24 protein-coding genes and 1 tRNA gene are annotated in these 26,710 nt (G+C 62.9%); 9 read left to right on the top strand and 16 right to left on the bottom strand.

Annotation, left to right across the window (positions count from 1 at the left end):
* Positions 1-145: 145 nt before the first annotated feature.
* Entirely contained in the window at positions 146-454 is a 309-nt protein-coding gene (locus tag H5P28_RS03900; protein WP_185674402.1) for a YbaB/EbfC family nucleoid-associated protein, read from the top strand.
* A 245-nt stretch (positions 455-699) separates the two neighbouring features.
* Here the strand turns inward: H5P28_RS03900 and H5P28_RS03895 are convergent, their stop codons facing one another.
* A complete protein-coding gene (locus tag H5P28_RS03895; protein WP_185674401.1) occupies positions 700-3,015 on the bottom strand; it encodes a Tex family protein in 2,316 nt (771 codons plus the stop codon).
* A 172-nt stretch (positions 3,016-3,187) separates the two neighbouring features.
* On the opposite strand from H5P28_RS03895, the gene H5P28_RS03890 reads away from it, so the two are divergent.
* Positions 3,188-4,039: an SGNH/GDSL hydrolase family protein gene (locus H5P28_RS03890; RefSeq protein WP_185674400.1), complete on the top strand. Its 852-nt coding sequence runs from the start codon at positions 3,188-3,190 to the stop codon at positions 4,037-4,039.
* Positions 4,023-4,418 (top strand): arsenate reductase family protein, encoded by a 396-nt coding sequence (locus H5P28_RS03885; RefSeq protein ID WP_246455731.1) that lies wholly within the window; start codon positions 4,023-4,025, stop codon positions 4,416-4,418. Before H5P28_RS03890 ends, H5P28_RS03885 begins: the two co-directional genes overlap by 17 nt.
* 196 nt (positions 4,419-4,614) lie before the next feature.
* On the opposite strand, the gene H5P28_RS03880 is transcribed toward H5P28_RS03885, so the two are convergent.
* The 4 genes from H5P28_RS03880 to H5P28_RS03865 all read right to left on the bottom strand — a co-directional run bounded on the left by H5P28_RS03880 (position 4,615) and on the right by H5P28_RS03865 (position 9,193).
* Entirely contained in the window at positions 4,615-5,559 is a 945-nt protein-coding gene (locus tag H5P28_RS03880; protein ID WP_185674399.1) for a dihydrodipicolinate synthase family protein, read from the bottom strand.
* Positions 5,560-5,704: 145 nt separating this feature from the next.
* Positions 5,705-6,751 carry a LacI family DNA-binding transcriptional regulator gene (locus H5P28_RS03875; RefSeq protein ID WP_185674398.1) on the bottom strand — a complete coding sequence of 349 codons (1,047 nt, stop codon included), beginning with the start codon at positions 6,749-6,751 and terminating at the stop codon, positions 5,705-5,707.
* Between the two features lie 153 nt (positions 6,752-6,904).
* Complete coding sequence (locus tag H5P28_RS03870) at positions 6,905-8,572, bottom strand: FGGY-family carbohydrate kinase (protein ID WP_185674397.1); 1,668 nt, start codon at positions 8,570-8,572, stop codon at positions 6,905-6,907.
* A gap of 544 nt (positions 8,573-9,116) precedes the next feature.
* Positions 9,117-9,193, bottom strand: a tRNA-Val gene (locus H5P28_RS03865).
* A 223-nt stretch (positions 9,194-9,416) separates the two neighbouring features.
* Here H5P28_RS03865 and H5P28_RS03860 point away from each other — a divergent pair.
* Positions 9,417-11,084 (top strand): DNA repair protein RecN, encoded by a 1,668-nt coding sequence (locus tag H5P28_RS03860; RefSeq protein WP_185674396.1) that lies wholly within the window; start codon positions 9,417-9,419, stop codon positions 11,082-11,084.
* A 234-nt stretch (positions 11,085-11,318) separates the two neighbouring features.
* Here H5P28_RS03860 and H5P28_RS03855 read toward each other — a convergent pair whose 3' ends face one another.
* From H5P28_RS03855 to H5P28_RS03835, 5 genes are all read right to left on the bottom strand, one after another.
* Positions 11,319-11,546 (bottom strand): hypothetical protein, encoded by a 228-nt coding sequence (locus H5P28_RS03855; protein WP_185674395.1) that lies wholly within the window; start codon positions 11,544-11,546, stop codon positions 11,319-11,321.
* 82 nt (positions 11,547-11,628) lie between these two features.
* Positions 11,629-11,835 (bottom strand): hypothetical protein, encoded by a 207-nt coding sequence (locus H5P28_RS03850; RefSeq protein ID WP_185674394.1) that lies wholly within the window; start codon positions 11,833-11,835, stop codon positions 11,629-11,631.
* 86 nt (positions 11,836-11,921) lie between these two features.
* Positions 11,922-13,775 carry a cytochrome c biogenesis protein gene (locus tag H5P28_RS03845; protein WP_185674393.1) on the bottom strand — a complete coding sequence of 618 codons (1,854 nt, stop codon included), beginning with the start codon at positions 13,773-13,775 and terminating at the stop codon, positions 11,922-11,924.
* The gene (locus H5P28_RS03840) at positions 13,772-14,962 is read right to left on the bottom strand and encodes a cytochrome c biogenesis ResB family protein (RefSeq protein ID WP_185674392.1); all 1,191 of its coding nucleotides are present in this window, start codon (positions 14,960-14,962) and stop codon (positions 13,772-13,774) included. The genes H5P28_RS03845 and H5P28_RS03840 overlap by 4 nt, the downstream gene beginning before the upstream one ends.
* Positions 14,959-15,609, bottom strand: a complete 651-nt coding sequence (locus H5P28_RS03835; protein ID WP_185674391.1) for a hypothetical protein — start codon at positions 15,607-15,609, stop codon at positions 14,959-14,961. The genes H5P28_RS03840 and H5P28_RS03835 overlap by 4 nt, the downstream gene beginning before the upstream one ends.
* A 181-nt stretch (positions 15,610-15,790) precedes the next feature.
* Between H5P28_RS03835 and H5P28_RS03830 the strand changes: the two genes are divergently transcribed.
* Positions 15,791-16,519 carry a glutamine amidotransferase-related protein gene (locus H5P28_RS03830; RefSeq protein WP_185674390.1) on the top strand — a complete coding sequence of 243 codons (729 nt, stop codon included), beginning with the start codon at positions 15,791-15,793 and terminating at the stop codon, positions 16,517-16,519.
* Positions 16,520-16,725: 206 nt separating this feature from the next.
* Here H5P28_RS03830 and ychF read toward each other — a convergent pair whose 3' ends face one another.
* The 5 genes from ychF to H5P28_RS03805 all read right to left on the bottom strand — a co-directional run bounded on the left by ychF (position 16,726) and on the right by H5P28_RS03805 (position 23,436).
* Positions 16,726-17,829, bottom strand: coding sequence for a redox-regulated ATPase YchF (gene ychF / locus H5P28_RS03825; protein WP_185674389.1), 1,104 nt, complete (start codon positions 17,827-17,829; stop codon positions 16,726-16,728).
* 115 nt (positions 17,830-17,944) lie between these two features.
* Positions 17,945-19,549, bottom strand: a complete 1,605-nt coding sequence (locus H5P28_RS03820; protein ID WP_185674388.1) for a S1 family peptidase — start codon at positions 19,547-19,549, stop codon at positions 17,945-17,947.
* A 147-nt stretch (positions 19,550-19,696) separates the two neighbouring features.
* Positions 19,697-20,068, bottom strand: a complete 372-nt coding sequence (locus tag H5P28_RS03815) for an acyl-CoA thioesterase (RefSeq protein WP_185674387.1) — start codon at positions 20,066-20,068, stop codon at positions 19,697-19,699.
* Between the two features lie 137 nt (positions 20,069-20,205).
* Complete coding sequence (locus H5P28_RS03810; protein ID WP_185674386.1) at positions 20,206-21,783, bottom strand: DHA2 family efflux MFS transporter permease subunit; 1,578 nt, start codon at positions 21,781-21,783, stop codon at positions 20,206-20,208.
* A 24-nt stretch (positions 21,784-21,807) separates the two neighbouring features.
* Positions 21,808-23,436: an HlyD family secretion protein gene (locus tag H5P28_RS03805; RefSeq protein WP_185674385.1), complete on the bottom strand. Its 1,629-nt coding sequence runs from the start codon at positions 23,434-23,436 to the stop codon at positions 21,808-21,810.
* A gap of 150 nt (positions 23,437-23,586) precedes the next feature.
* On the opposite strand from H5P28_RS03805, the gene rpsP reads away from it, so the two are divergent.
* The 4 genes from rpsP to rplI all read left to right on the top strand — a co-directional run bounded on the left by rpsP (position 23,587) and on the right by rplI (position 25,698).
* The gene (gene rpsP, locus H5P28_RS03800; protein ID WP_185674384.1) at positions 23,587-23,970 is read left to right on the top strand and encodes a 30S ribosomal protein S16; all 384 of its coding nucleotides are present in this window, start codon (positions 23,587-23,589) and stop codon (positions 23,968-23,970) included.
* A gap of 89 nt (positions 23,971-24,059) precedes the next feature.
* Complete coding sequence (trmD, locus tag H5P28_RS03795; RefSeq protein WP_185674383.1) at positions 24,060-24,734, top strand: tRNA (guanosine(37)-N1)-methyltransferase TrmD; 675 nt, start codon at positions 24,060-24,062, stop codon at positions 24,732-24,734.
* A gap of 41 nt (positions 24,735-24,775) precedes the next feature.
* Positions 24,776-25,159 (top strand): 50S ribosomal protein L19, encoded by a 384-nt coding sequence (rplS, locus tag H5P28_RS03790; protein WP_185674382.1) that lies wholly within the window; start codon positions 24,776-24,778, stop codon positions 25,157-25,159.
* A gap of 41 nt (positions 25,160-25,200) precedes the next feature.
* Positions 25,201-25,698: a 50S ribosomal protein L9 gene (gene rplI, locus H5P28_RS03785; RefSeq protein WP_185674381.1), complete on the top strand. Its 498-nt coding sequence runs from the start codon at positions 25,201-25,203 to the stop codon at positions 25,696-25,698.
* Positions 25,699-26,192: 494 nt separating this feature from the next.
* Here rplI and H5P28_RS03780 read toward each other — a convergent pair whose 3' ends face one another.
* The gene (locus tag H5P28_RS03780; RefSeq protein ID WP_221773350.1) at positions 26,193-26,705 is read right to left on the bottom strand and encodes an NYN domain-containing protein; all 513 of its coding nucleotides are present in this window, start codon (positions 26,703-26,705) and stop codon (positions 26,193-26,195) included.
* Positions 26,706-26,710 lie beyond the last annotated feature (5 nt).

The following is a 26,710-nucleotide window of genomic DNA, read 5'->3' as shown; positions in this document are numbered from 1 at the left end:
GAAATTCCCGTCCGGCCACGGGAATTCCGCCCAAGGGGCTGGCAGGGGACGGTACTGGCCGGTGGGTTGGCTGCTTTCAATCACCGGCACGCGGCGAAAAGTTCCCCTTTACAGGGAGAGGGATTTCGCTTTCACTTCGGCGCTTATGGCAGGAGTTGGCAAGTTACTCAAGCAAGCGAAGAAAATGCAGCAGAAGGTCGAGGCGATCCAGGAGGAGCTGACCACGACCGAGCTGGACGTGACCGCCGGTGGCGGCGCTGTGGCCGTCAAGGTCAACGGGCAGGGCGAGTTTCTCGACCTCAAGCTCGACCCCGAGTTTCTCAAGGAAGGCGCCGAGATCGTGCAGGAAACCCTGCTCGAAGCGATCAAGGAAGCCGCCGCCAAGGCCAAGGCCCTCAACGAGGAAAAAATGGCCGAAGCCACCGCCGGCTTCCAAATGCCCGGCTTCATGTAACCTGGTGCGTGGCCGCACAGGACGATGAGGGGCTGCGCCCGCGACGCCAGTATCATAGTTGCACTGGAGATCAAGGGTTCGTCCCTACGCTCACGGTCGATACCAATATACAAGTTTCGCACCCTGCCTGTGTGAGATTGGCGGAGTTCGTTTGAGTTGGCGACAATCACCATTGCCCATGCCACCGCGTTGGCGGTGGCATCAGTGATCCGGCAGGATCACAGGTCAAGGGCTCTGTCCTTGGACTAAAACAGGTCGGCGAGGGAATTGCCGAAGCTCTGGTTCTGGCGCGGGGGGCGGGGGCTGTTGCCGGGACGGTTGTTGCCGTGTCGGGGGCCGTTCTGGCGGGGAGCGCCGGGGCGGTTGTCGCGCCCGGGGCGTTCATTGCTGGCCCGTTGGTGGGGCTTGCCGCCTTCGCGTTGGGTGCGCATGGAGAGAGAGATGCGCTTGCGGGCCGCATCGACCTCCAGCACCGTGACGAGCACTTTTTGATGGACCTTGACCACCTCGGCCGGGTCTTGCACGAATTTGTCCGCCAACTCGCTGATGTGGACCAGCCCGTCCTGGTGGACACCGATGTCCACGAAGGCCCCGAAGGCCGCGACGTTGGTGACGATGCCGGGCAGTTGCAGCCCTTCCTTGAGGTCGGAAATCTCGTTCACGCCCTCGGCGAAGCTGAACGCCTCGAACTGCTCGCGCGGGTCGCGGCCCGGTTTGGAAAGCTCCTGCTGGATGTCTTGCAGGGTGGGCAGGCCGACTTCGTCGCTGATGTACTTGTTTAAATCAATGCGGCGGCGGGCGGCGTCGCTGGTCAGCAACTCGGAGACGGTGCAACCGGCATCCGAGGCCATGTGCTCGACCAGTTCATAGCGCTCGGGGTGGACGGCGGAACTGTCCAGCGGGTGTTCGCCGCCCTGGATACGCAGGAAGCCCGCGCACTGCTCGAAGCTTTTTGGCCCCATGCCGGTGACTTTCAGCAAGTCCTTGCGGGTGCGGAAAGGGCCGCTCTGGGTGCGGGCGGTGACGATGTTTTCCGCCAGCCGGGAGTTGAGCCCGGAGACGTATTTCAAGAGTTGCTTGCTCGCCGTGTTGACCTCGACACCGACCGAGTTCACGCAGCTCACGACCACGTCGTCGAGACTGTCCTTGAGCTTGAGCTGGTCCACGTCGTGCTGGTACTGCCCGACGCCGATGCTCTTGGGGTCGAGCTTGACCAGCTCGGCCAGCGGGTCCATCAGGCGGCGGCCGATGCTGACCGCGCCGCGCACGGTCACGTCCTTGTCCGGGAACTCCTCCCGCGCCACTTCGGAGGCCGAGTAAATGGAGGCGCCGCTCTCGTTGACCATGACGACGGCGATGGAGCCGGGCAGGCCGCAGGAGCGCACAAAGGCTTCGGTCTCGCGGCTGGCGGTGCCGTTGCCGATGGCGATGGCCTGGATGTTAAACTGGTGGCAAAGGCCGAGCACGATGTTGCGGGCCTCGGACTCCTTGTATGCGCCCTGGCTGGGGTAGATGACGGTATCGTGGAGGAGTTCGCCCTGCGCCCCGAGCACGACCGTCTTGCAGCCGGTGCGGAAGCCGGGGTCGATGGCGAGCACGCGCTTCTGGCCCAGCGGCGAGGCCAGGAGCAGCTCGCGCAGGTTTTCCATAAACACCTTGATCGCCTGCTCGTCGGCTTTTTTCTTGGAGGCCAGGCGCATGTCGGTCTCCATGGCGGGGCCGAGGAGGCGCTTGAAGGAGTCTTCCACGGCGAGCGAAACCTGTTCCCCGGCGGGGCCGTTGCCAGTGAGGAAGCGGCGCTTCATCAGGGCGGTGCCGTGCTCCTCCTCGATGGTGATGCGGAAGTACAGGAAGCCCTCGGTCGAGCCGCGGCGAACGGCCAGCAGCCGGTGCGAGGGGATCTGCGCGAGCGGCTCGGAGTAGTCGAAGTAGTCTTTGTACTTCGCGCCCTTTTCCTCCATCTCGAACATGACCTTGCTCGTGAGGACGGATTCTTTTTCAAAGACCTCGCGCATCTGGGCGCGCATTTCGGTGTCGTCGCTGAAGCGCTCGGCCAGGATGTCGCGCGCGCCCTTGAGGGCGTCCTCTGCGGTTGGGACGGCCTTATCCTCTTCCTCAGACTCGACCACAAACTTCGCGGCCTCCTCGTCAACGGCGGCGGACTGGTTCTCGAAAATGAAGTCGGCCAGCGGGGTGAGCCCCTTTTCCTGCGCGATCATGGCGCGGGTGCGGCGTTTCGGGCGATAGGGCTGGTAGATATCCTCCAGGCGGGCGACGGTCTCGGCGGCGTCGATCTGGGCGCGCAGCAGGTCGGTCATGAGCTTGCGCTCGTCGAGCGACTTGACGATGGACTCGCGGCGCTGGTCGAGGGCCTTGAGTTCGCCCAGGCGGTCGCGGATCGCGGTGATCTGTACTTCGTCGAGCTGGCCGGTGGCCTCCTTGCGGTAGCGGGCGATAAAGGGCACGGTCGCACCTTCGTCCAGCAGCTTGGCGGTGGCGGTGATTTGCCCGGGGGCGAGTTTGAGTTCTTCGGAAAGTTTGGAGAGGTGGGCTTGTTCCATCGGGAAAAACGCGCAGTTAGCCAAAACCCCGTCCTTTTGGCAAAGAAAAATCCGCCCGTAGGGGAAAGCCCGCAAGCCGATCCGGGAGGAGTATTGTATCGGGCAAGCCGCCGGCCGGAATGGACACGGAAAAGTGCTTGCCTCTGTTCGCGAATACTCTGGGTTGTATCGGATGAATACATTTCGTTTCGTCGTTCTCGCGTTTCTCTTGAGCGCGCTGGGTGCCTGGGGGCAGAGCGTCCTCTTCGTTGGCAACAGCTTCACCTACGTGCCCAAGGAGTACGGGGCCGGGACGGTGACGGATCTCCACGACAGCAACATTGGCGGCATCCCCGCGATTTTCAAAAAGCTGGCCCAGGAGGGCGGCAAAGACCCGCAGGTCAGCTCCGAACTGTCCGGCGGCAAGACCCTGGAGTGGCATTACGTCAACCACGCCGACAAGATCGCCCAACCCTGGGACATCGTCGTCCTGCAGGAGTACAGCACGCGTCCGCTGGTCTCGCCCTCGGGTGGCGGTAACGGCACCAATGTCGAAGCCTTCCGCGCCTACGCCAAAAAGCTGATCGACCTCGTGCGCGAGGAAAACCCGGAAGTGGACATTTACCTCTATGAGACCTGGGCCCGGCCCAACCTCGTCGAGAAGGGCCTCTTCGCCAAGCTCGGTGACATGCAGGATGAACTGCGCACGGCCTACAGCGGCGCGGCGGAGGAGTTCGAGGTCGAGGGCTGGTTCCCGGTCGGAGATGCCTTTATGGAGGCCGTGGACCGGGGCGTGTCCGACGACCCCTCCACACCCGAGAGCGAAGGGCCCATCCGCCTTTGGGGGCATGACAAGTACCATCAGAACAATTACGGCGCCTACCTCTCGGCGCTGGTCATGTACCGGACCATTTACCAGGCCGACCCGCGCGAACTCCCCGTGGGCGAGGACAGCGCCGCCGACGGGCTGGATCTCAAGCCCGAGATCGCGCAGGCGCTTCAGCAGGTCGCCTACGACATCGTTCCGCTTGACGGGCAGCCCTGAGCCCTCAGTCTCGGAGGGCAAGATGCTCAAGTTTTACGCGTACAAAGGCTGCGGCACCTGCCGCAAAGCGAAGAAGTTTCTCGACGAGAAGGGCGTCTCCTATGAGGAGATTGCCATCCGCGAGACTCCGCCGTCGGCGGGCGAATTCAAGACGATGCTGGCTGCCTGCGACGGCGAACTGCGCAAGCTCTTCAACACCTCGGGCGGCGACTACAAGGCCCTCGGGATGAAGGACAAACTGCCCGGCTTGAGCGAGCAGGAAGCCTTCGCCCTGCTCGGCTCGAACGGCAATCTCGTCAAGCGCCCCTTCCTCATCGGCGACGGCGTGGCCACGGTCGGCTTCGACGAGGAGCGTTGGACCGCGCTGCTGGCAGGGTAGGTTTGTGTACACAGCCTCGCCGGTCGTGGTTGAATTGTCTCTCAATCGGGGCGGTTGAGTAGTTGCAGAAAAGGTATGGCCTCTCCGGGCTGTGTCCCCTGTGGTTGCCCGGTTTTCCCAAAAAAAGTACAAAAGAAAAATGCCCGCCGGCCGGAGCCGAACGGGCATTTTTGTCTGATGGAACCAGAAAGCGGACTCAAACCTCGGCCGCGGCGGCACAGGGCTGGAATTGCGGCAGGCCCCACTCGGCGTAGAGCTTGCGGCAGGCTTCGACCGCGGTGCGGTACTTTTCCTGCGTTTCCGGAGAAATGGGCATCTTGTGGGCACCGGGGGTGATGCCGCGAGCTTCCATCCCGGCGGCGACATCGAAGGGGAAGGGCACCTTGCAGATGGCGTCGATGGCGGCGTTCATGCGGGCCAGCGGCTGGGCAATGGCGGCCTTGTCCCCGGCTTCGCAGGCATCGTACAGCTCGCGCATAATTTCGGGGATGAAGTTCGGAAGCCCGCCAATGTGGCCACCGGCACCGATTTCGAAGGCTTCGGGCAGGCGACGGTCGGAAGCGGAAAATAGGGTAAAACCTTTTTTCTTGGCAAGCGCAGCCAACTCGTGGTGATAGTCAAATTCCGCGCCGCTCTGCTTGATCCCGAACATGCCCACCTGGTCGGCAAAGGCTTCGATCACGCAGGGGTCGATCCGGTTGTTGGTCACTTCAGGATAGTTGTAAAGGCACACCGGCAGTTCGATCTTTTCAGCGGCGCGGAGCAGGAACTCCAGCACGTCGGCGGGGGTGAGCTTGAAGAATGACGGGGGCATGAGTGCCACCCCGTCGGCCCCGACGGTCTTGGCGTGCGCGGCCAGTTCGATCACATTATCAAAGCGGGTGTCGCTGACGTTGATCAGCACCGCCATCGGGCGGGCCTGCTCGGCGACCAGGCTGATAAGTTCCTTGCGGGTGGGGATGTCCAGGCGCGTAAACTCGCCCGTGCTGCCCAGTGCGATAACCCCGTCGATGCCGCATTCGCGTAAAAAGGCGAGGTGGGCTTCGATGGCGGGGCGGTCCAGACTGCCGTCGGCGAGCGTCGGCGTCCACAGGGCATTAATAAGGCCCCGGCGGGGGGCGGATGATTTCGTATCGCTCATTTCTTTCGTAGGGTCTTTGCTCCGCAGCACTTTGAATAGGGGGCGGAAATTTAATGTCTCAAGGAAAAAGGTTTTAGCAAATATCCTTGAAAAAACGTTATTTGTCAATGTGAATAATGAATAAAGGGTCCGGATAAAAACCGGGTCAGGCGGAAGCGACAGACCCGCGGGGGATGACTTCGACAGGGATACTGATTTCTGATTGTCGGGTGGAGCGCAGGTGGACCAGGTCCATCAGCATGTGGACGGCAGCCAGGCCCTGCTTTTGCTGGTCGGCACCGACCGTGGCCAGCGACGGATCGAGCAGGGGCGAGAAATCGTAGTCACCGGCCCCGACGACGGCGATGTCGTGGGGGATTTTCAAGGAGGTGGCCTTGATTGCGTGGTAGGCTCCGAGGGCCATCCCGTCGGTGACGGCGTACAGGCCGTCGATCTTTTCCTTTTGGGAAAGGAAGTGTCGCATGGCTTCGGCGGCGGCGGCTTCGCTCAGGGTCGAAGCCACGATCTCCTTGATCGACGTGCCCTGGCGCTGGGAAACGCGCCGCATGAAGCTGCTCACGCGTGTGTCCGTGACCTGGGTGAGGGGGCTGCCGTGAAGCACGGCCAGGCGCTTGCGCCCGGAGTCGAGCAGGAGGTCCGCGGCGCGGGTTCCGGTCTCGGGATCTTCATAGACGCGGGGGTAGCCGGGGATCGAGCGGTTGACGACCACGGCGGGGTAGGGAAGCTGGTTGCGCTGGAGAAACTGGTCGTCGGCCAGGGTAGTGTTGGTGATGATGGCGGCGTTGAACTGGCTGCCGGTCAGCAGGCCGGGGACGGTGCTGAGTTGCCCCGCCGGGAACATCTCGATGGTGACGGTGAACTGGTAGGGGCTGCCGTTCTTGCGCTCTTCGTCCACATTCTGCCGGATAGCCTTGATGATGCGGTTGACGAGCGTGAGGGGGGCCTCGTAACTGGTAATCACGGCCAATGTGACTGAGTTGAGCGAGTCGCTGCCGCTGCGCAGGCGGCGGGCGTTGATATTGGGCATGTAGCCGAGACGCGCAGCGGTTTCGCGCACCTTTGCTACAGTGGTAGGCGATATCCGGCGCTCGATGTGCTTGTTATTCAGGACGCTCGACACCGAGCCGATCGTCAGCCCTGCCTCTTCGGCGATCTGACGTACCGTGACTCTGCCTGTGCTTGCTTTTTTCATAATGGGTCGATTGCTGGGACGGCCTCTCTTTTCTACGATTCAGGAAAAAACCGCCGCTGGCAAATCTTCTGTGCCGGAACCGGGCGCATCTTGCAAAATATTTTGCGGGAGACGCCCGTTCCGGTCAAAAGAAACGACCTTAGTCCACATGGCCTAGCTTTCGGACATGAGCTTGCGGTAGGCGAGGAAGTCCTTGTGCATGCGGTGAAAGACGGCGTACTTGGCGTCGTGGTAGCGGGCGGTGGCGCCCCGGGCCGGTTCGATGGTTTTGCCGGCGACGTTCATGGCGTTCATGGCGGCGAGGACGGAGTCGTTCGCGCCCGCCGCGACCGAGCCCAGCACGGCTCCTCCGAGCAGGACGGCTTCGGGCTCCTGCGGCAGCACCAGCGTGCAGCCGGTGATGTCCGCGTGCTCGCGCATGAAGACCCGGTTCTTGGTTCCGCCGCCGCAGATGAAGATGGTCTTGATGTCGTAGCCCTTTTTGTTCAGTTCGTCGAGAATGTGCCGCGTGCCATAGGCGACGGCCTGAATCGCGGCCAGGTACTGCCGGGCGAGGTCGTCGCGGGTGGCCGAGAGGGTGAGGCCGCTTACCATGCCCTTAAGAGTCGGGTTGGCACGGGGGGAGCGGTTACCGTGGAAGTCGGGTTGGATGTGCAGTTCGCGCGTCAGCGCCGCCGGGAATTTCAGCCCTTCGGATTTGGCCAGGGCGTCGATGTGGTCGTTGAGCAGGTCAAAAATGCTCGTGCCCTTCATCTCGGCTTCGGCCTGAAGGCCGGCGGCTGCCGGATGGTTGAAAATCACATGGTCGAGCAGGGCCCCGGTGGCGGATTGCCCGCCCTCGGTCAGCCACAAGCCAGGGATCATGGCCGAGAAGTACGGCCCCCAGACGCCCTTGATGTAGCGCGGTTCGGGCGAGGCGGCCATGTGGCAGGAGGAGGTGCCGCCGATCAGGGCGATGCGCTTGTTCAGGGTGGCGGAGCCGACCTTTTGCTTGCCCAGCGAAGCACCGAGCAGGCCGAGGCCGCCGGCGTGCGCGTCGATGATGGAGACGCCGACCGGCGTCCCTTCGGCCAGCCCGAGGTCCTTGGCTGCCTGAGCGGTAAGGCCGCTGCCGACCGGTTCGCCCATCGGGCGCACGCGGGTGCCGATCCGCGCAAAGCCTTCCTGCACGAAGTCCCCGAGGCCAATGCTTTCGAAGTAGCTTTTGTCCCAGCCCGCGCCGTCGAGGCCCTGGTGGCCGAGATAGGTCCACTTGCACACCAGCGAGCACAGCGAGCGCGTGGTGTCGCCGGTGGCGCGGTAGGTGAGGTAGTCGGGGAGGTCAAAGAAGTGCGCCGTGCGCTTCCAGGCCTTGGGCATATTCTCCTTTACCCAGAGGAGCTTGGGGGTCTGCATCTCCGGGGAAATGACGCCGCCGACGTAGCGCAACACCTTGTGTTTGCCGCTGTTAATGCGCTCGGCCTGGCTGATGGCGCGGTGGTCCATCCAGACGATCACGTTCTGCTCGTCGCTGCCGCTGGGGCTGAGCGAGACGGGCGCGCCCGCCGCATCAACCGCGACCAGCGAGCAGGTGGCGTCAAAGCCGATCCCTGCGATCTGTTCGGGCTTGGCCTTGGCGGCTTTGAGGGCGGCGCGGGTGGAGTTGCAGCAGGCTTGCCAGATGGCCTCGGAGGACTGTTCGACAAAGTCCGTTTTTGGCTTCCACATGGGGATGTCCTGCTTGGCCGTGGCGAGCATCTCGCCGCTGGCGGTGAAAAGCCCGGCGCGCGCGCTGCCGGTGCCGACGTCTATACCTAGGAACAAAGGCGATGGGGTTTTCATACGATGCCCTAAAAAGGATACGAAAACACGCCACTGCGCAATAATGTTTTAGCGAAGTGACGCACTGGAGAGTAGGATTCGTGTATTCGCTTATCCTGATGTGGATCGGACGGCCTCGCTACCTGACGCGATAGATTCAGGGGGGCGTGTGGAGGGAGAAGCGATTTCCCTAATGCTGACAGGTGGATGGCTGCTGTTGCTGTATGTGTAAAATGGCGAGTGGGAGTTGGCCGATGTATGTCTCCAAATAACGGGCGGGTTTTATTATGAAACGGGAGGTGCTTGGAAGACCCCAGTATTATTCCGCTCAAAAACTCAACCGCTATGCCGGTTTTGTGGCAATGCAATCGGGACTCAAAGTGCCCTATTTGCGGTAAGCTGTGCGACAAAGGTTACCACGACACGATGTTTGGTCCGCATTGTTGTGTGAACGGCCATACCTGACCATAGCCAATGAATTAAAACGCTGCAAGGCTTTGCCTGATAGGCGGCAACGAGGCATTCGTTTCTCGATGGAAAACGCCTCTTGTCCTTCCGGGGAAACTGGTGGGAGTAACAGGGCTCGAACCTGTGACCTCATCCATGTCAAGGATGCGCTCTAGCCAACTGAGCTATACCCCCACGGAAGGAAGGTGGTCATCGAATAGATTTTATGGCCGCTGGCAAGGGAATTTTTTAGGTAAATTTTCCGGTGAGGGGTCATTCAGGCCGCAGTGAGCATCCGTGTGCGAAGGAGACGAGAGGGGTAGGCCGGGAGTGCTCAACTGGTGACAGCGCGGTGGAATGATGCGTCCGGGCGCAGAAACAGCTTTTCTCCGGGCGGGAATTTGCCCAACCTCTGTCCATGCTCGAAGAACTGCATATCCGTGATCTGGCCTTGATGGACGAGGCGGTACTGGAGTTCGAGCCCGGCTACACCGCCGTGACCGGCGAGACCGGCGCGGGCAAAAGCGTGCTGCTCGGGGCGCTCTCTCTGCTGGCCGGGAACCGGGCGGACAAGACCGTCATCCGGCAGGGGCAGGACGCCTGCGAAGTTGCCGCCACCCTGCATTTTGCTCGTCCGGAGCGGATCGACACCATGCTGGAGGAGTTGGGGCTGCCCGCCTGCGAGGATGGGGCGCTCGTCCTGCGCCGGGTGATCCACCGCCAGCGCGCGGCCAAGGTCCAGGTCAACGGCGCGTTGGCCACGCTGGCCGCATTGCAGGAACTGGGCGGGCACTGGATCGATTTTCACGGCCCCGGCGAGCCGCAGAAGCTTTTCAAGGGGCGTCACCAGTTGGCTATGCTTGACGCTTTCGCGGGGCTGGCCAGTGAACTGGAAACCTACGGCGAGCACTACACGGCCTGGCAGGACCTGCTGCGGCAGGCCGAGGAACTGCGCACGGCGGACCGGCTCGACGAGGACGAGCAGGAGTTCCTCTCCCGGCAGATCGCCCGCATCGATCAGGTGGAAGCCTCTGAGGAATCCATCGCCGAGTTGGAGCGTGATTTTTTACGGCTGGACCGGGCGCAGGAGCTGGCCGAACTGGCCGGGCAACTGGAGGCCGGGCTGACCGGCGACGAGGGCGTGGTCACGCAACTCGGCGCCATGCAACGGGCCGCGCACGAGCTGGCCCAGCTTGACGAGGAGGCCGCCGGTCTCTCCGCCCGGATGGAGGCCGCGATTATTGAGCTACAGGACCTGGGCGGCGAATTCTCCCGACTCGCGGGCGAGGTGGACATCGAGCCGGAGGCGGCGGAACTGCTTCAGTCCCGCATGGCGGCCTGGCTGGAGGTCAAGCGCAAGCACGGCCCGACGGTGGCGGAAGTTCTGGCCAAGCGCGAGGAGATGGCGGGTCGCCTGGAGGCTCAGTCCGATGTCGAGGGCACGCTGGAGCGCCTGGCTGCCGAGGCTGCCGTGAAGGAAAAAACGCTGCGTGGACTGGCCGCCGCTTTGACCAAAAAGCGCGAAGCCGCCTCGACCAAACTCAGCGCCGAAGTAGGCAAACTGCTCAAGCGGCTCGGGTTCAAGAAAGCGGGCTTCGAGATAAAAGTCCACGCGCTCAAGGAGCTGGGGCCGACCGGGGATTCCGGCTGCGACTATCTTTTTTCCGCCAACGCGGGGCAGGAATTGCTCCCGCTCAACCGCATCGCCTCCAGCGGTGAAACCGCGCGGGTCATGCTCGCGCTCAAGGCCGTGCTGGCCCGGGCCGACCACACGCCGCTGCTGGTTTTCGACGAGGTCGATGCCAATGTCGGGGGCGAGATCGGAGCCGAGGTCGGGCGCGAACTGGCCGCGCTGGCCGGGGAGCATCAGGTCCTCTGCGTGACGCACCTGCCGCAGGTCGCCGCGCAGGGGCGGCAGCACTACGTGGTGACGAAGTCCCAGGGCGACGGCGAGACGACTGTATCCATCCAGCCACTACACGACGATCTTCCCGCCCGCGAGGAGGAACTGGCCCGCATGCTCGGCGACCGCAAGTCTGCCTCCGCCCGGGAGCACGCCCGTTCGCTGCTGAAGCCCTTGGCGTGAGGCTTGTGGGTATTGATCCTTGGTCGGCACTGCTGCTTGGCCAGGCGGAACTCCGATGCCGTTTTTTTGTGCTTTGGGTAGATTAACAGCAGAACGCAAATAAGACCGGAGGGATTTCCTTCCCTCACTTCCCGGCCTTCCTGTTAAATCCATTACCCAACTCAAGGCTGGCATAAAAAAAGCCACTCCCGTGTGGAAGTGGCTTTGATGTCAAATGGTTAACCGGCGACTGCCTTACTCGGGGGTCTCGGTGTCGAGGATCGGGTTCTGACCGGTCTCGACATCTTCCGCTGCCGGATCGGTGTAGCCCATGTCTGTATCCATCTGGTCCTGTTCGTTTTGGTTGGCGATGGACATGGCACGCTGGTCGGCGGCGGCCTCCTGCGGTGTGGTGGGGGCACCGCTGCACCCGGCCAGAAGCGCGAGCCCGGTAAGAATCAGAGTGTACGGAAGGAGCTTCATGGGTTGAAGAAGAAATCAGTTGTGTATTCCCTCGCGCTTGGATTGGCGCGAGACGGGTTGTCCGGAGCCGGAAACGGGCGGCTTAGTAGTCGCCAGCTTCGTTCTGGACGCCGAGCGGGTTCTCGTCAGCCGGGGCGTTGATGTTGCCAGCGCCTTCGTTCAGCGATTGCTGGTAGGCCTCGGTGGCGCGGTCCATTTCGCGGGCGCGGGCTTCGGTCTGGGGCGTGTTCTGGCACCCGGCGAAAAGGAAAAGACCAGCGAGGGAAAGAAGAGAGAGAGTGATTTTCATGGAATATAAGTATACCTGTTTATTGCTGTCAGGCAATGCAAATAATGGGCTAAGTCGGGGGCTTGAAGGACTTTCGCAGGCGGGGATCAGGCCTGGCCGTTCGCGGCCTTGGGGGTGGTCCGTGTGCCCGGTGCCGGACGGGTCAGGCCCAGCGCGATGAGCGCGAACTGGCTTACGATGAAGAGCAGGATCCAGAAAAACGCCTTGTCCATGAAGCCGTAGGAGTGCAGCCCGACGCCGAGCATGTTCGTCCCGAACCACGACCAGACAGTCACGATGTTGCCAAAAATCGCCAGCAGCATAAAGCCGCGTTCGCCCACGAGGCGGCCGATGCGGGCGTGCAGCATGAGCGCGCACCACAGCACGATGATGAGCGCGCCGTTTTCCTTCGGGTCCCAGCCCCAGAAGCGGCCCCAGCTCTGGTCTGCCCAGACGCCGCCGAGCATGGTCCCGACAAAGGAGAAGAGCAGGGCGAAGCAGGTGATGCCGTAAACCATGCGGTAGAGGCTGGCGGCGGTTTCGCGGGAAAGCCTTCCGGCGGGCAGGCGGCGCAGCACATAGACGATGGCGAGCGTTCCGGCGAGGAAGGTGGCAGAGTAGCCGATGGTGATGATGACCACGTGGGTCGCCAGCCAGAAGTTCGAGTCGAGCACGGCCTGCATCATTTCCAGGGTGTCGCCGCTGAGGGCGAGGTTGTGGGCGATGATGAGTGTGACAAACCCGACCAGCCCCGAGACGAAGCTCCCGATCCCGCTGCGGTAGATGCGCTCCAGGATGAGGCCCAGCAGGACCGCACCCCAACCGACGAAGATGGCCGAGGAGTACAGGTTGGTCACGGGCGGGCGGCCCTGGATGTACATGCGCCCGAGCAGTCCGAAGGTATGCACGGCAAAGGCCAGCACGAGCAGCCAGAAGGCCCCGCGCTGGAGCGGCAGCGGCATCCACAGCCAACTGATGGCGGCGAGCAGGAGGATAATGACGTAGAGGACGCTGGCGCGGTAGAAGGGCTCGAAGGTATTGAAAAATTCCTCAAAGGCGACGTGCCCGGTCGGCGAGGCGGGGGCGAGCTGCGTGTGCAGCGCAGTGAGGGTTTCGTTAAACCCCTGCGGGTTGGCCTGCCGCCAGAAGACGGTCAGCTTGGCGTAGTCATCGACGATGGGGTTGAGTTGACCGCTCTCGATGGTTTGCAGGAGGGCTTCGCCGAGGTTGAGCCAGTGGTCGTCGGCCTTGGTTTGCTCACCGGCGGGGGGCACGATGCCAAAGCCCCCGCGCTTGGAGATGTCGAGGTAGCGGCTGGTCAGGAAGGTGAAACGCTCCAGGTCCTCGGCGTCAAAGCTCTCGCCGCGCTCCTTCTGGTCAAAGGCCGTGCGGCCCGGCTCGACTATGCGTTCCCAGGCCCCGTATTCGAGCAGCACCTGGTCGAGGTTGCCACCGGGCTGGATCGAGCGTGCGAGCACGTCGTACTCCATCAGTGCGCTGGTCAGCTTGATCAGCTGGCGCTCGTAGGCACTGCGGAGCTTGGGCTCGGGGTTGACCTGCGAGGCCATCTGCTGGATGGTCTGGAAGTGGGGGCGCAGGTCGTCGAAGGAGAAGAGCTTGCGGTCCTCCTGCTGCCAGCCGAAGAGGCCGAGCACCTGCGGGTTGTCGATGCGAAAGACGGGGATCTTGTCCGCGGCCACGGGGTTGAAGGACAGCTCCATGAACCACGCGATGGCGCTCATCTTGCCGTCCTCGGGGAGCTTGGCGCTCTGGCGTCCGCTGAGCAGGCGCAGGCTGTTGCGAGCCACCGAGTCCAGTGGAAGGACGCGCCCGCCGGACTGCACCGGCAGCTCCGCGAAGCTGCGCACGTCGTACTCGGACTGGTAATTCGGCGGCACCAGCCCGCGACCGATGATGATCACGCCCACGAGCAGGCAGAGGAGGGGGACAAAGGTTTTCATGAGCGGGACTGGGCTGAGCGGCGGGTGGTGAAGCGGACCAGGTGTATCAGGAACTGGATACACATGCCGATGCCGACGAGGGTGACGGCCAGGTACGGCACGAGCCAACTGGGGTTGCGCACGACCTGGAGCATGGAGGCGGTGTCCTGCTTGCCGAAGGAGGCCTGGTAAAAAGTGAAGCCACCGTGGCGCAGCGGGTGGTTCATGTAAATAAGGGCCGGCTGGGGCGACTCACCGGGGGTGAGGATGCGCACGTCGCTGGCGAAGTTCTTAGGAATGTCGGTGCCGGGGTACTTGTCGTGGGTGAATTTTTTCAGCTCCAGCGAGAAGGGCAGGTAGGTGCGTTTGAAACGCAGGTAAACCTCGTAGGTCCTGCCGCCGACCTCAAGCGTCTGCGGGGGGAAGCGGTGCTCGTCCATGACGTTGGAAACCAGCCAGGTGCCCAGCGGACCCTCGGCGCCCTCCAGCTCGATGATGGCGGTGGTGGTGTTGATGCCCTTGTCGCTGTAGTCGGGGGCCTTCTCCACCGCGAACAGCCCCATACGGGCGGCGGCTCCGCGGTCGGCGCGGGGGGTGGGGCCGTTGGGGTTTTGCATCTTCGTGCCGAGCCCGGCGTTGAGCATGAAGTCCACCACGTTCAGGCTCAGCCCGAGCTGCGGAAGCTCGATGTGCGCCCCGTCGCGCAGCAGGCTTTGCGGGATGCTGACGACCTCGTCGTAGTCCGGGTTCGAGCGGTCGATGAAGACCAGCTCATTGTCGAGGTGGGTTTCGGCGTAGTTGCTCTGGCCACCCTCGTCGATCCACATCTGGCTCTCCTCCTGCAGCCAGCTCACGAGGAAACCGCTCACCAGCAGCACGACCACACCGAGGTGGGTGATGGCGATGCCGGAGCGTTTCCAGCTCAGGCGGAAGTACCGGAAATGCGCGCAGCAGAGGTTGACCAGTAGCAGGATGCCGAGCGTGAAGCCGCCGGGCAGGGGCAACTTGAACCACGAGAGCTGGAGTCCGCCGAACCACTCGGAGGGGTATTGCCAGAGCGCCAGGAAGCTCTCGAAGTAGCGGCGCTGGGCCTCGTGAATGCCGTAGTGGACCTGGTCGAGCGTGCCAAAGAAGACCAGCAGGATGCTGAAGGCCAGCAGGACGACGGTCAGCTTGAGCGAACTGAGGAAGCGGTAAAGTGACTTCATTGGGCGGGGAAGCGCGAGGAACGCACAAATTCGAGAAAGGCGGGGGTCTGCGCCTGCACGGTGGCGGTGTCGCCCATCATTTTATAAAACCAGCTCGCGCCGCCGTGGGTGATGATGGCCCCGGCAATGCTCTGCCCGGAGGGGCCGTCGAGGTGGACGTAAAAGCCCTGCTCGCCGCTGGCGATGGTAAAGGTGTGGGCGGCGCGTTCGCTGTCGAGCTGGGCCGGGCTCATGGCGCCGAGGCCGACCTGATTGGCCCAGCGGTTGATGTTGGCCAGGTCGCCGCCGACGTTGCCGGGGAAGGCCAGCACACTGATCTCGGCGCTGCCGCTGCCGGTGGAAACCGTCCAGCTCCCCTTGCGCATCGAGCCCAGCGGCTGGGCTTGCCAATCGGCCGGGGCGCTCCACTGCGGGGCCTGAAAGCCAGAGGTTTGCGCGGCCAGGCCGGGCATTTCCGTCATGGCCGGGCCGCTCATGCCGGGTTGGCCGGGGGAAGTCGAAGCGGGGGTCGCGGCGGGCACCGTGGCCGTCAGGTCCGGGCGCTCCTCCTTGGGAACCCGGTACGTGGTGACTTGCTCGTCAGAGCAGCCGCTGAGCAGGAGCGCGAGTGAGAGCAGCGCGCCCGCCGTGCAGGAGATTAATCGCATGGCCGAACGATTCTCATATTGCGCCCCCGGTCAAGGCTAACTGGTGAGCGACAGCGGCGCTTATGGGTGCTATAAGCTTGGTTTGATAAGGCGTGGCGGGAAAACTCTCTGCCGGAACGGCTTGAAACCGGGCGAGCTGCGTGCTACCTAGACGCGTCCAACAAACACGGGAGGTTTTCAGGTGAAAGTACAGGTTTTACAGCACGTGCCCTTTGAATGGATCGGCAGCATGGAGCCCTGGCTGCGAGAGCGTGGTGCGCAGATTGACACCGCGCGGCTCTACGAGTCCGCCGGGCTGCCGGACCCGGCCTCGCTCGACCTGGTCATCGCTATGGGCGGGCCGATGAGCGTCAACGACGACACTGAGCACCCTTGGCTGGTACGGGAGAAAGCCTTCCTGCGCGAGGCGGTCAAGCGGGGGCTGCCGGTGGTCGGCGTTTGCCTCGGGGCCCAGCTCATCGCCAGTGCGCTTGGGGCCGCCATCACCCGCAACCCCAAGCCCGAGATTGGGTGGTTCCCGGTCGAGTCCGTTCCCGCGCCGACGGGCACCTTTACCTTTCCGGCGCGGCTGAGCGTCTATCACTGGCACGGGGAAACCTTTGCCCTGCCGGAAGGGGCCAGCCTGCTTGCCTCCAGCGCGGGTTGTCGCAATCAGGCTTTCCAACTGGGCGTGAACGTGATTGGCATGCAGTTCCACCTGGAGACGACCCCGGAAACCGCCGCTCAACTGATCGAGCACTGCGGCGACGAAATCGTCCCCGGCGACTACGTCCAAAGCGCCGAGGAGATGCTGGCCGCCCCGCCCGAACGCTACGCGGCCATCAACAAGCTCTCCGGTCGCATCCTTGATTACGTGCTCGGTTCCGCCCCCGGCCCCCAGCCGCGTCCCGAGAACGTGATTCTGTTTTAGGACGGTTCAAATAAAACCGTAACCGATAGTGTGCCGAGTCTTTAAGTCCCCGGCATAATTATTGCGGGCTTACGCAGCCCGCACCCGCGGCAGGCGAAGCCTGCACTTTCGATGCTTGCAGCATCGTGTTTGGGATAGGCGTGGGCAGCGCCGCCTTTATGCTGTTCCAGTCGGAGTGTCGCCGGGGGTGACCCGACCGGTGGCGGTTACGCACCGACCTTGAAGAGGGCAACGTCGCCGTCCTTGAAGACGTATTCCTTGCCTTCGAGGCGGTACTTGCCGGCGTCGCGGGCGGCGGCGATGGAGCCGGCGTTCACGAGGTCGTCGTAGGAGACGACTTCGGCCTTGATGAATTTCTTCTCAAAGTCGGTGTGGATGACGGCGGCGCACTGGGGAGCCTTGAGGCCGAGCCGGAAGGTCCAGGCGCGGGTTTCCTTCTCCCCGGTGGTGAAGTAGCTGGCCAGCCCGAGCAACTTGTAGGCTTCGCGGATGAGGCGGTTGCAGCCGCTGTCGGAGATGCCGAGGCTCTCCAGGTATTCGGCGGCCTCGTCGGGGGCGAGTTCGCCCAGTTCCTCTTCCACGCGGGCGCAGATCGGGCAGTAGCCCGCGCCGTGGTGTTCGGCGGCCCAGGCGGCGACCTTTTGCACGAGCGGGTGGTTGTCGGCGTCGGCCAGGTCGGACTCCTTCACGTTACAGGCGTAGAGGACTTTTTTGGCCGAGAGCAGATTGTAGAATTTCAGAAGCGCGCGCTCGTCGTCGCTGAGGTCCATCGTGATGACGGGCTTACCCTCGCCGGTGTGGGCGACAATACGCTGGAGCAGGGCGCTGTGGGCCTGGGCTTCCTTGTCGCCGCTTTTGGCCTTCTTGGCCCAGGAGTTGATCTGGCGCTCGACGCTTTCGAGGTCGGCCAGGACCAGCTCGGTGTTGATGATTTCGATGTCGCGCACGGGATCGACGCCGCCCATGTTGTGAATGATGTCGTCGTCCTCGAAGCAGCGCACGACGTGGACAATGGCGTCCACCTCGCGGATATTGGCGAGGAACTTGTTACCCAGGCCTTCACCCTTGCTGGCCCCGGCGACGAGCCCGGCGATGTCCACAAACTCAATCGCGGCGGGGATGATCGTCTTGGTGCCGCCGATTTCGGCCAGCGGGGCGAGGCGTTCGTCCGGGACTTCGACCACGCCGACGTTCGGCTCGATGGTGCAGAACGGGTAGTTCGCGGCCTCGGCCTTGCGGGTGCGCGTGAGGGCGTTGAAAAGAGTGCTTTTGCCCACGTTGGGCAGTCCGACGATTCCGGATTGGAGCATGATATGGGTGGAAAGTGTTGTTTGGGCGAAACCCCTAGCACTAAACCGAAAAAACCGCGCTCGCCAAGCGTTAATCCACGGGAATGGTCCCGTCCGCGACTGCGGGCGGGGGGCCTTACCACATGCCCTCGGTGATGGACTCGTTGATCTCGGCCAGTTGGCTAAAACCTTCCTGGGTGCGCTTGATGTGCTCGGCGTGGAAGCCGGTGCGGGGGACGAGGGGAAGGGCTTCGAGGTCCTCGGCCTGATCGCGGAAAAAGTCCGTCAGCGCCCGCCCCTTGGCACGTCCGCGGTTGCGGATAATGGCGAGCACCTTGTTGCGTTCGCTCATGCTGTAGCGTTTGCCCTCGAGGGCGGCGTATTCCTTGACCACGGCGTTGTGAGCGGTGATCCACTGGGCCAGGCGCGGGTTTTCGATGCCCGGAATGATAACCGGCTCGAAGGGCGCATTATAATAGACGGCCATGAGCGAGGCGGACTGGTCCAGGGCTGCTTCGGCCTCGATGATTTGGTGGTTGATGAGTTGGAGGGCCTCGGGGTGGAAGGGGATCCAGTTGATTTTGTCGTCGAGTTTGACCCCGAAGCGCCGCACCTTATCGAAGCCCGTTCCGGCCATGACCCAGTCTTTTTTGTCCGTCGGGTTAAAGGTGGCGTAGGTGGCCACGGCGACGACGACGCCCTTGCGGTTGACGATGGGGCTGCCGCTGTTGCCGGGGACGAACTTCGCGCTCGTCTCGATCCGGTCGTAGGCGTCGCCTTTGATCTCGCCCTTGATCTTGGTGATGACGCCCGCCCCGGCGCTGTTGCCATAGACGATGACGTCGTCGCCGATGTCGCTCCGGGTGGTAAAGGTCAGGCTCGGGGGCTGTTTCTCAATGCTGATCCGGGCCAGGTCGCGGTCCTCGGCCAGCTCGATCAGCCGGGGCTTCAGCTTCGTGCCGTCGCGCAGGCGGATGGTCAGGTCTTCGCCGGAGCCGACGACGTGGCTGTTGGTGAAAAAGTAAACCACGCCGTCCATGTGGCAGAGGAAGCCGGTGCCGGAGCCCTCGGCGGTCGTGACCACGCCGACGGCATCCTCGGTGGAGCGGACGGGCATGTAGCGGCCCTTGGTCTGGGAGGCGTGGACGCGGGCGGCCTTTTCCTTTTCGGCGGCGGCGAGTTTTTCCAGGTCCGCGGCGCTGAGGCTGGGCCGGGGGTCTTCGGACGTGTCTCCGGTCGTGGTGGCAAAGGTGCTGGGGCGTTCGCTGGCCTCGCGGTAGCGTTCGGCCTCGACGAGGCGGAAGAGGTTTTCGGGGAAGGGCGCACGGCGCTTGCTGTCGCCGACTGGGACGATGAGTTCGAGTTGGCCGCCCTCGGCCTTGGTCACGGGGTAGGCCGTGCCTTTTTCGATCAGGATGACGCCTTTTTCGAATTTCTGCATGACCATGCCGTTGATGTGGGCGGTGTTCCCGTCACGGAAGCTGACGGTACGGCCATTCTTTTTCTTGGGTAGTTCGACCACATGCACGGCGTCCCCGAAGTCGTACGGCACGAAGTACGAGTCGCCGTCTTCGCTCAACACTTCGAAGGACTGCGAGGGGTAGATCTTGCAGGCGGGGTAGTCGATCGGGTAGCGCACGACAAACCCGCTGTTGGGGAGGGCGACGTACGACTCCGCCCGTGAGGCGGGAGCGGCGAGCAGGAGCAACAGCAGGAACGGCAGCAGGCGGATGGCTCTCATGGTAACGGCGTATAACGAAGGTGCACCACCCGTTATAGCCGCTGAAAGCGGATTGTCATGGCTAATATGAGAAAAGTTTACGGATCAGCGGAACTGATGGTCAGGGAGTTTTTTTCAGATGCTGTGTGGCTTGCCGCGTCACCCGGTTCAGTCGCGCTCCTCGGTGCAACCGTGGGGGCTGGGGCGTCCGTTTGCATCGAGGGAGACGAAGACGATCCGGTCGATGGTGATGATTTTTTCCTTGGTCACCTTGTTGCGGACTTCGCAGCTCAGGGTGATCGAGGTGCGCCCGAAGGCTACGACTTCCATGCCCATCTCAACGATGTCTCCCGTTCGGGCCGAGGCGGTGAAGTTGATTTCGGAAATGTACTTGGTGACGATGTTCGGGTTGTTGTTGAGCTGGCACATCGCGAAAATGGCTGCCTCCTCGTCGATCCATTGCAGCAGTTGTCCACCGAAGAGGCTTCCGTGTGAGTTCAGGTCGGCGGGCCGGATCCATTTGCGGCTGTAAAATCTCATAGCCTCCCAGTGTAACGAGACTGCCGCTGCGCGCAATCGGGAGCCGGTTCTTTTGCGCGGGTTTTTGCTGGCCGGGCGATGGATTCAGCCGGGGCGACTGGCTTGTCTCAAGGGCTTCCGGTTCCGTGCGCCCGCTCTCAGTGTCGGGCGGGGGTGGGCTTGCCGGAGGCGGGTTGCTTGCGCATGAGCAGGAGCAGCGGGATGACGCAGGCCAGGCTCAGCCCGAAGATGGCGAAGATGCGCTCAAAGGCCAGGCTGCTGGCGATGAGGTTGTTGGCGTACTCGATGGTCTTGAGGCCGTAGAGTTGCGCCGTGTCGGGGCTAACCCCGAGCGCGATAAAGTGGCGCTCAAGATTGCTCATCGTGACGATGGAGGCCGGTTGGGTGGGGACGACGGCGTTGGCCAGCACGAGTTCGAAGTTGGCCTTGATCTTGCCCAGTACGCTGGCGGCGATCACGATGCCCACCCCGCTGCCGAACTGCCGCGTCAGGTTGAGCAGGCCGCAGGCGTTGGCCTGCTGTTCGGGGCGCAGGTCGGCCACGGCCAGGGCGTTGAGCGGGACGAAGATCACCCCCAGTCCGATCCCGCGCAGCAGGAAGGGCAGGTACAGGTCGGCCTTCGGCGTGTCAAAGCTGAAGGTGCTGTACTTGAACATGGCGAAAAAGAAAATGGCCAACCCGGTCAGAATGAGGGCGTAGGGGTTGATGCGGTGGGCGACTTTGCCGGCGATGTACATGCTCAACCCCGTGCCCGCCGCCACCGGGAACATGATCATCCCCGTCTCAAGGGCCGAGAAGCCCATCAGGTCGATCAACAGCATCGGGGTGACAAAGACGATGGCCAGTGTACACAGCGCCTGCATGAAGCTGAAGATACAGCAGGCCGTGAACTGGATGTTTTTAAGGATGCGAAGGTCAACCACCGGATAGGGGATGTTTAACTCCCGCAGCACGAACATCACGGCGCTGGCTGCGCAGAGCACGGCCAGGTTCATGCCGTTGCCCAGGAAGCCCCAGTCGAGCGAGCTTTCCTTGACCAGGATGTACTGGAGCGAGCCGATGGCGAAGGTCAGCAGGAGCAGCCCTTGCAGGTCGATTTTTTTGACCTTCTCGCGGTAGGGGGACTCGGGCACGACGAGTGAGACCATGACCACGGCCAGCGCCCCGAAGGGCACGGTGACGTAAAAAATCCACGGCCACGAGAGGATGCCTGTGATGTACCCGCCGATGGCCGGGCCCATGGCCGGGCCGACCATCAGCCCCAGCCCCCACAGCGACATGGCGCGGGCGTGCTCGCGGGGTGGGAAGACCTCATAAATAATGGCCTGGGCGGTGGCCACGAGCGCCCCGCCGCCGATCCCCTGAAGCACGCGCCAGATGATGATCTCGGTCAGCGAGCCGGAGAGGCCGCACATGAGACTGGCGAAGGTGAACAGCACGAGCGAGCCGTTGAAGTAGCGCTTGCGGCCAAAGAGCTGGGCCAGCCACCCGGTCATGGGGATGATGATGACGTTGGCCAGCAGGTAGCCGTTGGAGACCCAGCTGATCTGCTCCAGCGAGGCGTCGAGGGTGCCCATCATGTCGGGCAGGGAGACGGTAATAATACTCGCGTCCAGCCCCTCCAGAAACGAGGCCAGCGTAACCACGGCCACGATCACGTAGCGCAGCGGATGGCCGTTCTCGCCGTAGATGCTGGCCTGCGGTTGTTTGTCCATGTCCCCGTTGTGTCCGTCCGGAAATCAGCGTCCGTCAGTGCCAACGGGACCGCGGCTGTGCCGTTCGGCGACTTTTTCCGCCTGACTGTCAGTGGCGGAAGTCGCCGCCGAAGGAGCTGTCGTCGCCGAGGCGTCTTCATCCGCCGGGGCGGGGGTGCCGGTGTCGCCGCCGGGGGATTGGTTGTCCGCGCCTGTGCCGGGGGCCTCCGGGGCGGGAACGCCGGGCGCGGTGTTGGCAGGTGTGTCGGTATTAGTAGAAGGGGTGGCCGGAACGGTGGCGGGTGCCACGGGGGACGTGATGACGGTTGCATCCGCCGCTGGTGTCGCTGCGGCTGGGTGAGGGGCCGTTGTCGGGGGGGTGGCGGTCGGAGAAGCGGCCCCCTCCGAGGGAGCGGAGGCCGAAGTTGCCGCGTCGGTGGTGGTGGGGCCGTCCGGTTGCTTGGCAGTGGGGGAGGGCGTGGTCTTGGTGGTTTGCGCGGGAGCGGCGGCGGGCTGTTTCTTGGCGCGGGCGTCGATCTCGGCTTTGGCTTTAAAATAGGCGGCGACTTTCTTGTCCTTCTTGTCGAGCGGGTCAGTCATGATGGTGACGGTCGCGCTCATGCCCGGCAGCAGGCGGGCTTTCTGGTCGGGGTCGAGGACGCGGATACGGACCGGAATGAGGGCCTCGGTCTTGATAAAGTTGCCCGAGGCGTTGTTGCGCGGGATGAGCGCGAACTCCGACCCGGCGGCGGGGCTGATGCTCTCCACCTCGCCGTAAAAGGTCTGCCCGGGGAAGGCGTCGAGAGTGATGATCACCGGGTAATCGACCTGAATGCGTTCGATTTTGCTCTCTTTGATGTTGGCGGTGATCCAGGTCTCGGAGCGGGAAATGACGGCCATCAGGTACTGGTTGGACTGGAGGAGGACGCCGGGGCTGATGTTGTTCTGGGCGACATAGCCTTCGATGGGGCTGCGAATGACGGTGTTGGCCAGGCGCAGGCGGGCCTGTTCGAGTTCGGCCTTGGCCTGGTCGAGGTTATAATTGCCCAGACGCTGGTTGGCCTGTTCTTCGGCCACCTGTTTCTGCGCGAACAGCGACTGCTTTTCCAGCGTGTTCACGCTGGCCTGCCAGGACTCGGAGGTGGTGAGCGCCTTGCTCAGGTCGGATTGCTTGAAGCCCGGCTTGTCCTTCTTCGCCTGCAGGTCCTGAACTGCCTGCTGCGCGTCCTCAAACTGATCCTGAGCCTGCTTGAGCTGGGCGTTAATGAGCTGGAGATTGGCCTCGGCGCTCTGGAGCTGGGCCGCGCTCAGCCCGGGCTGGCTGCCGGTGCCGAGCTTGGTCTGGGCGAGGTCGAAGTTCGCCTGCGCCCGCTGGACCTCCCACTGATAGTAATTGTCGTCGAGCTGGACAAGCGGCTGCCCGGCCTTGACCAGATCATTCTCCTGCGCCTGCACGGCGGTGACGTAGCCCTGCTCGGGAGAGAAGATCTTTACGACCAGGCTTTTGACCTCGGCGTTGTCGGTGGTGACGCGGGTGCGCTCCTTTTGCACCTCCACGTACCCGAACCAGGCAAACCCGGCCGCGCCGATGATAACAAGCGGCCACAGCAGTTTGGCGACCAGCGGATGCAGTTTAGGCTTGGCCGGAGCCCCGGTTTCGGTTTTCTCATCCATAGTAAATACGCATGTTTAGCGAGCCACCGAGGGCAACATTTTATGGGCCAATTTAAAAAGGTGGATAAGAAAGGTTGACAGGACGGGGTAAAAAGCCTTTTTTGTCCTGCTTTTCCCAGAAGAACCCGTAGATAAGAGGATACTTTTTACATGGCACTCCGAATCAGATTGCAGCGTCACGGCGCTTCCCACGCGCCGGTTTACCGCATGGTTGTGACCGAGTCCAGCCACCGCCGCGACGGCCGCCACGCCGAAGTTCTCGGCCACTATAACCCGAAGGCACGCGGCCAGGACGTCGAGCTCAAGCTCAAACTCGATCGCGTGGACTACTGGACCGGCGTGGGCGCCCAGCCCTCCGACACCGCCCGCACGCTGATCAACCGTGCCCGCCGCGAAGCCGGCCTGGTCGCCTCCGTGCCCTCCCCGCAGCCGGCCAAGAAGGCCGAAGCCGCCGCCCCCAAGGCGGAAGAAGCTCCCGCTGCCGCCGAGGAACCCAAGGCCGAAGCCGCCGAAGGCGAACAGCCGCAGGCTTAATTAACGTCTTTTTTGGCACCGAACGGCTTCTCTTAACGAGGAGCCGTTTTTTGTTTCCCGCCCGGACTTTTTTTAAGAAGTAGTTCACCATGCTGAGCCGTATCGACCTGCTGACGCTTTTCCCGAAAATGGCGGAAGGCTTCCTGACCGAGAGCATCCTCGGGCGGGCCTCGGCGCATGGACTGCTCTCTATCAATATCCACAATCTGCGCGACTGGTCCACTGATAAACACCACCGCGTGGACGACCGCCCCTTCGGCGGGGGGGCCGGGATGCTCCTGATGCCCGAGCCGCTTTTCGCCGCCATCGAGGAGATCCGCACCCCCGAGACAACCACAATTTACCTCTGTCCGGACGGTGAGCCGCTCTCCACACCGCTGGCCCGCGAATTGTCCGAAAAGCCGCACCTGCTCTTGATCAGCGGGCATTACGAAGGGGTGGACCAACGGGTCCGCGATGCGCTCGTGGACCGCGAGATTTCCATCGGCGACTACGTGCTGACCAACGGCACCCTCCCGGCAGCGGTTCTCATCGACTGCGTGGCCCGGCAGGTTCCCGGTGTTTTAGGTGAAGAAAAATCCTTGACGCAGGACAGCTTCAACGACAATTTCCTCACTTTTCCTCAATTCACGCGTCCGGCGGAGTTCCGCGGGATGAAGGTTCCGGAGGTCCTGCTCAGCGGCGACCACGCAGCCATCGAACGCTGGAGAGAGGAAGAGAGAAGGAGACAGACCCGCCTCCGGCGACCTGATCTAAACCCTTAATTTTGTATTCACCCGGATACGCAGAACACACACCTTTCGCCATGCAAGCGATTCTCGAAGACATCACCAAAGACCAACTCAAGACCGACCTCGTCAAGTTCAAGGTAGGCGACGGCGTGCGCGTCCACACCAAGGTGCGCGAAGGCGACAAGGAACGCATCCAGATCTTTGCCGGTATCGTGATCTGCCGTAAGGGCCGTGGTATCGCCGAGACCTTCACCGTCCGCCGTATCTCCTATGGCGAAGGTGTTGAGCGCGTCTTCCCCGTCAACTCCCCCAACATCGACAAGATCGAGGTGGACCGTGAATCCGTCACCATGCGTGCCCGCATGTACTACCTGCGTGGCCGTATCGGCAAGCAGGCCAACAAGGTGAAGGAAAAGCGCCTCGTCGAGGCCAGCCGCGCCAGCCGTTCCGGTCGCTAATTCCGGTCCAGTAGATTACTCAACCCGATTTATATTTCCCAATGGCAACGACAGACATCCTCCTTCTCGAGCCCGTAACCGGCCTCGGTGGCGAAGGCGACCAGGTCACCGTCAAGGCTGGCTACGCCCGTAATTTCCTGCTGCCGCGCAAGCTGGCCCTGCCGGTCAACCGCGCCAACCAGAAGTACATTGACGCCCTTCAGAAGCGCCGCGCCGAGCGCGAAGCCAAGGAACTGGGCCATGCTCAGGAACTGGCCGCCAAGATCGAAAAGGTCAGCATCGCCATCGCCGTGAAGACGGGCGAAGGCGGCAAGATGTTCGGCTCGGTCACCGCTCAGGACCTCATCGACCGCCTGGCCGAGGAAGGCGTCGAGCTGGAGCGCAAGCAGCTCAACCTCTACACGCCCGTCAAGGCCCTCGGTAAGCACGCCACCAAGGTGAAGCTTCACCCCGAAGTCACGGTCGAGTTCGAGTGGGAAGTCGTTTCCGAAAACCCGATCGAAGAAAACGAGGAAGCCGAAGCCCCCAAGGCTGAGTAACTTCTCTCGTTCGGATTTCTCAGGTTCGCACTCTTTTTCCAAAAACCTCCGCCCAATCCGGGCGGAGGTTTTTTGTGCGTGACCGCACAGGACAATGAGGGCGCAGGACAGAGTCCTGCAGCTGTGATCCTGTCGGATCACTCATGCCACCGCCAACGCGGCGGCATGGGCCACGGTGATTGTCGCCGACTTAAACGAACTCCGCTATGTCCCACGCTATCAGGGGGGCGCAACGAAAACCCGTACTGTCTTATCAGTTACCCCGATGTGCAAAAGGCGACTACCCCGGCACGCGAAAGGCATGTCTTGTTTGTTCCGACGCAGGTATTTTTTCGTCGGGCGAGTCGTACCACTCACGGGGCAGGAGCCTTTCTGGCTCCGATGGGGCAGAGCCCCATCACGGTGCGCAGCACCGAGGGTGCAGGGCATGCCCTGCCGTTGGGGTGGAGTCCCATCACGGTGCGCAGCACCGAGGGTGCAGGGCTGCGCCCTGCCTAGGGGAGGATGTCCCAGGGGCTGGGGTCGGGGGTGGTTTGGCGCTGCTTGCGGCGTTGTTGGCGGAGAGTGTCCGCTTGCTGGCGTGCGCAGCGGTCCACCCAGTCCATGAGGTCCTGCGGAGTCAGTACAACCGCGCCCGAGGCGCGGATGGACTCGGCGATGAGGTTGTCACGGGTGGCGACGGAGCAGGTGGTCGGGTCTTTGGCCTTGGCGACAAGTTGCTCGATCACCCCGTCGGCGGAGAGTCCGGCCGGGGAAAAGACCACCGCGAAGGTCGTGGCGCCGCCGGGATATTCGACCTCGGGCTTGAGTCCGCGCCCGTCGAAAACAACGGTCGTGCGCACGCCGCCGATGTCGTGAATGATGCGCACCGTATCGAGGAAGCGTTCGCGGGCACCGTCGATGTCGCGCCTCAACAGCCGCCGGGTTTCCGGCCAGGCGTGCATCAGGTTGTAGCCGTCAACCAGCAGGTGTTCCTTGGGCGGTGGCGGCAGGCGGCGGCGGGACACGTGGA

It is taken from the genome of Ruficoccus amylovorans (assembly GCF_014230085.1).
Classification (GTDB): Bacteria; Verrucomicrobiota; Verrucomicrobiia; order Opitutales; family Cerasicoccaceae; genus Ruficoccus; species Ruficoccus amylovorans.
This window is presented reverse-complemented; position numbering and strand designations above follow the sequence as displayed.

Coding starts and splice junctions, on each gene's coding strand:
- H5P28_RS03900 (WP_185674402.1), top strand. CDS start 146: ATGGCAGGAGTTGGCAAGTTACTCAAGCAAGCGAAGAAAATGCAGCAG.
- H5P28_RS03895 (WP_185674401.1), bottom strand. CDS start 3,015: ATGGAACAAGCCCACCTCTCCAAACTTTCCGAAGAACTCAAACTCGCC.
- H5P28_RS03890 (WP_185674400.1), top strand. CDS start 3,188: ATGAATACATTTCGTTTCGTCGTTCTCGCGTTTCTCTTGAGCGCGCTG.
- H5P28_RS03880 (WP_185674399.1), bottom strand. CDS start 5,559: ATGAGCGATACGAAATCATCCGCCCCCCGCCGGGGCCTTATTAATGCC.
- H5P28_RS03875 (WP_185674398.1), bottom strand. CDS start 6,751: ATGAAAAAAGCAAGCACAGGCAGAGTCACGGTACGTCAGATCGCCGAA.
- H5P28_RS03870 (WP_185674397.1), bottom strand. CDS start 8,572: ATGAAAACCCCATCGCCTTTGTTCCTAGGTATAGACGTCGGCACCGGC.
- H5P28_RS03860 (WP_185674396.1), top strand. CDS start 9,417: ATGCTCGAAGAACTGCATATCCGTGATCTGGCCTTGATGGACGAGGCG.
- H5P28_RS03855 (WP_185674395.1), bottom strand. CDS start 11,546: ATGAAGCTCCTTCCGTACACTCTGATTCTTACCGGGCTCGCGCTTCTG.
- H5P28_RS03850 (WP_185674394.1), bottom strand. CDS start 11,835: ATGAAAATCACTCTCTCTCTTCTTTCCCTCGCTGGTCTTTTCCTTTTC.
- H5P28_RS03845 (WP_185674393.1), bottom strand. CDS start 13,775: ATGAAAACCTTTGTCCCCCTCCTCTGCCTGCTCGTGGGCGTGATCATC.
- H5P28_RS03840 (WP_185674392.1), bottom strand. CDS start 14,962: ATGAAGTCACTTTACCGCTTCCTCAGTTCGCTCAAGCTGACCGTCGTC.
- H5P28_RS03835 (WP_185674391.1), bottom strand. CDS start 15,609: ATGCGATTAATCTCCTGCACGGCGGGCGCGCTGCTCTCACTCGCGCTC.
- ychF (WP_185674389.1), bottom strand. CDS start 17,829: ATGCTCCAATCCGGAATCGTCGGACTGCCCAACGTGGGCAAAAGCACT.
- H5P28_RS03820 (WP_185674388.1), bottom strand. CDS start 19,549: ATGAGAGCCATCCGCCTGCTGCCGTTCCTGCTGTTGCTCCTGCTCGCC.
- H5P28_RS03815 (WP_185674387.1), bottom strand. CDS start 20,068: ATGAGATTTTACAGCCGCAAATGGATCCGGCCCGCCGACCTGAACTCA.
- H5P28_RS03810 (WP_185674386.1), bottom strand. CDS start 21,783: ATGGACAAACAACCGCAGGCCAGCATCTACGGCGAGAACGGCCATCCG.
- H5P28_RS03805 (WP_185674385.1), bottom strand. CDS start 23,436: ATGGATGAGAAAACCGAAACCGGGGCTCCGGCCAAGCCTAAACTGCAT.
- rpsP (WP_185674384.1), top strand. CDS start 23,587: ATGGCACTCCGAATCAGATTGCAGCGTCACGGCGCTTCCCACGCGCCG.
- trmD (WP_185674383.1), top strand. CDS start 24,060: ATGCTGAGCCGTATCGACCTGCTGACGCTTTTCCCGAAAATGGCGGAA.
- rplS (WP_185674382.1), top strand. CDS start 24,776: ATGCAAGCGATTCTCGAAGACATCACCAAAGACCAACTCAAGACCGAC.
- rplI (WP_185674381.1), top strand. CDS start 25,201: ATGGCAACGACAGACATCCTCCTTCTCGAGCCCGTAACCGGCCTCGGT.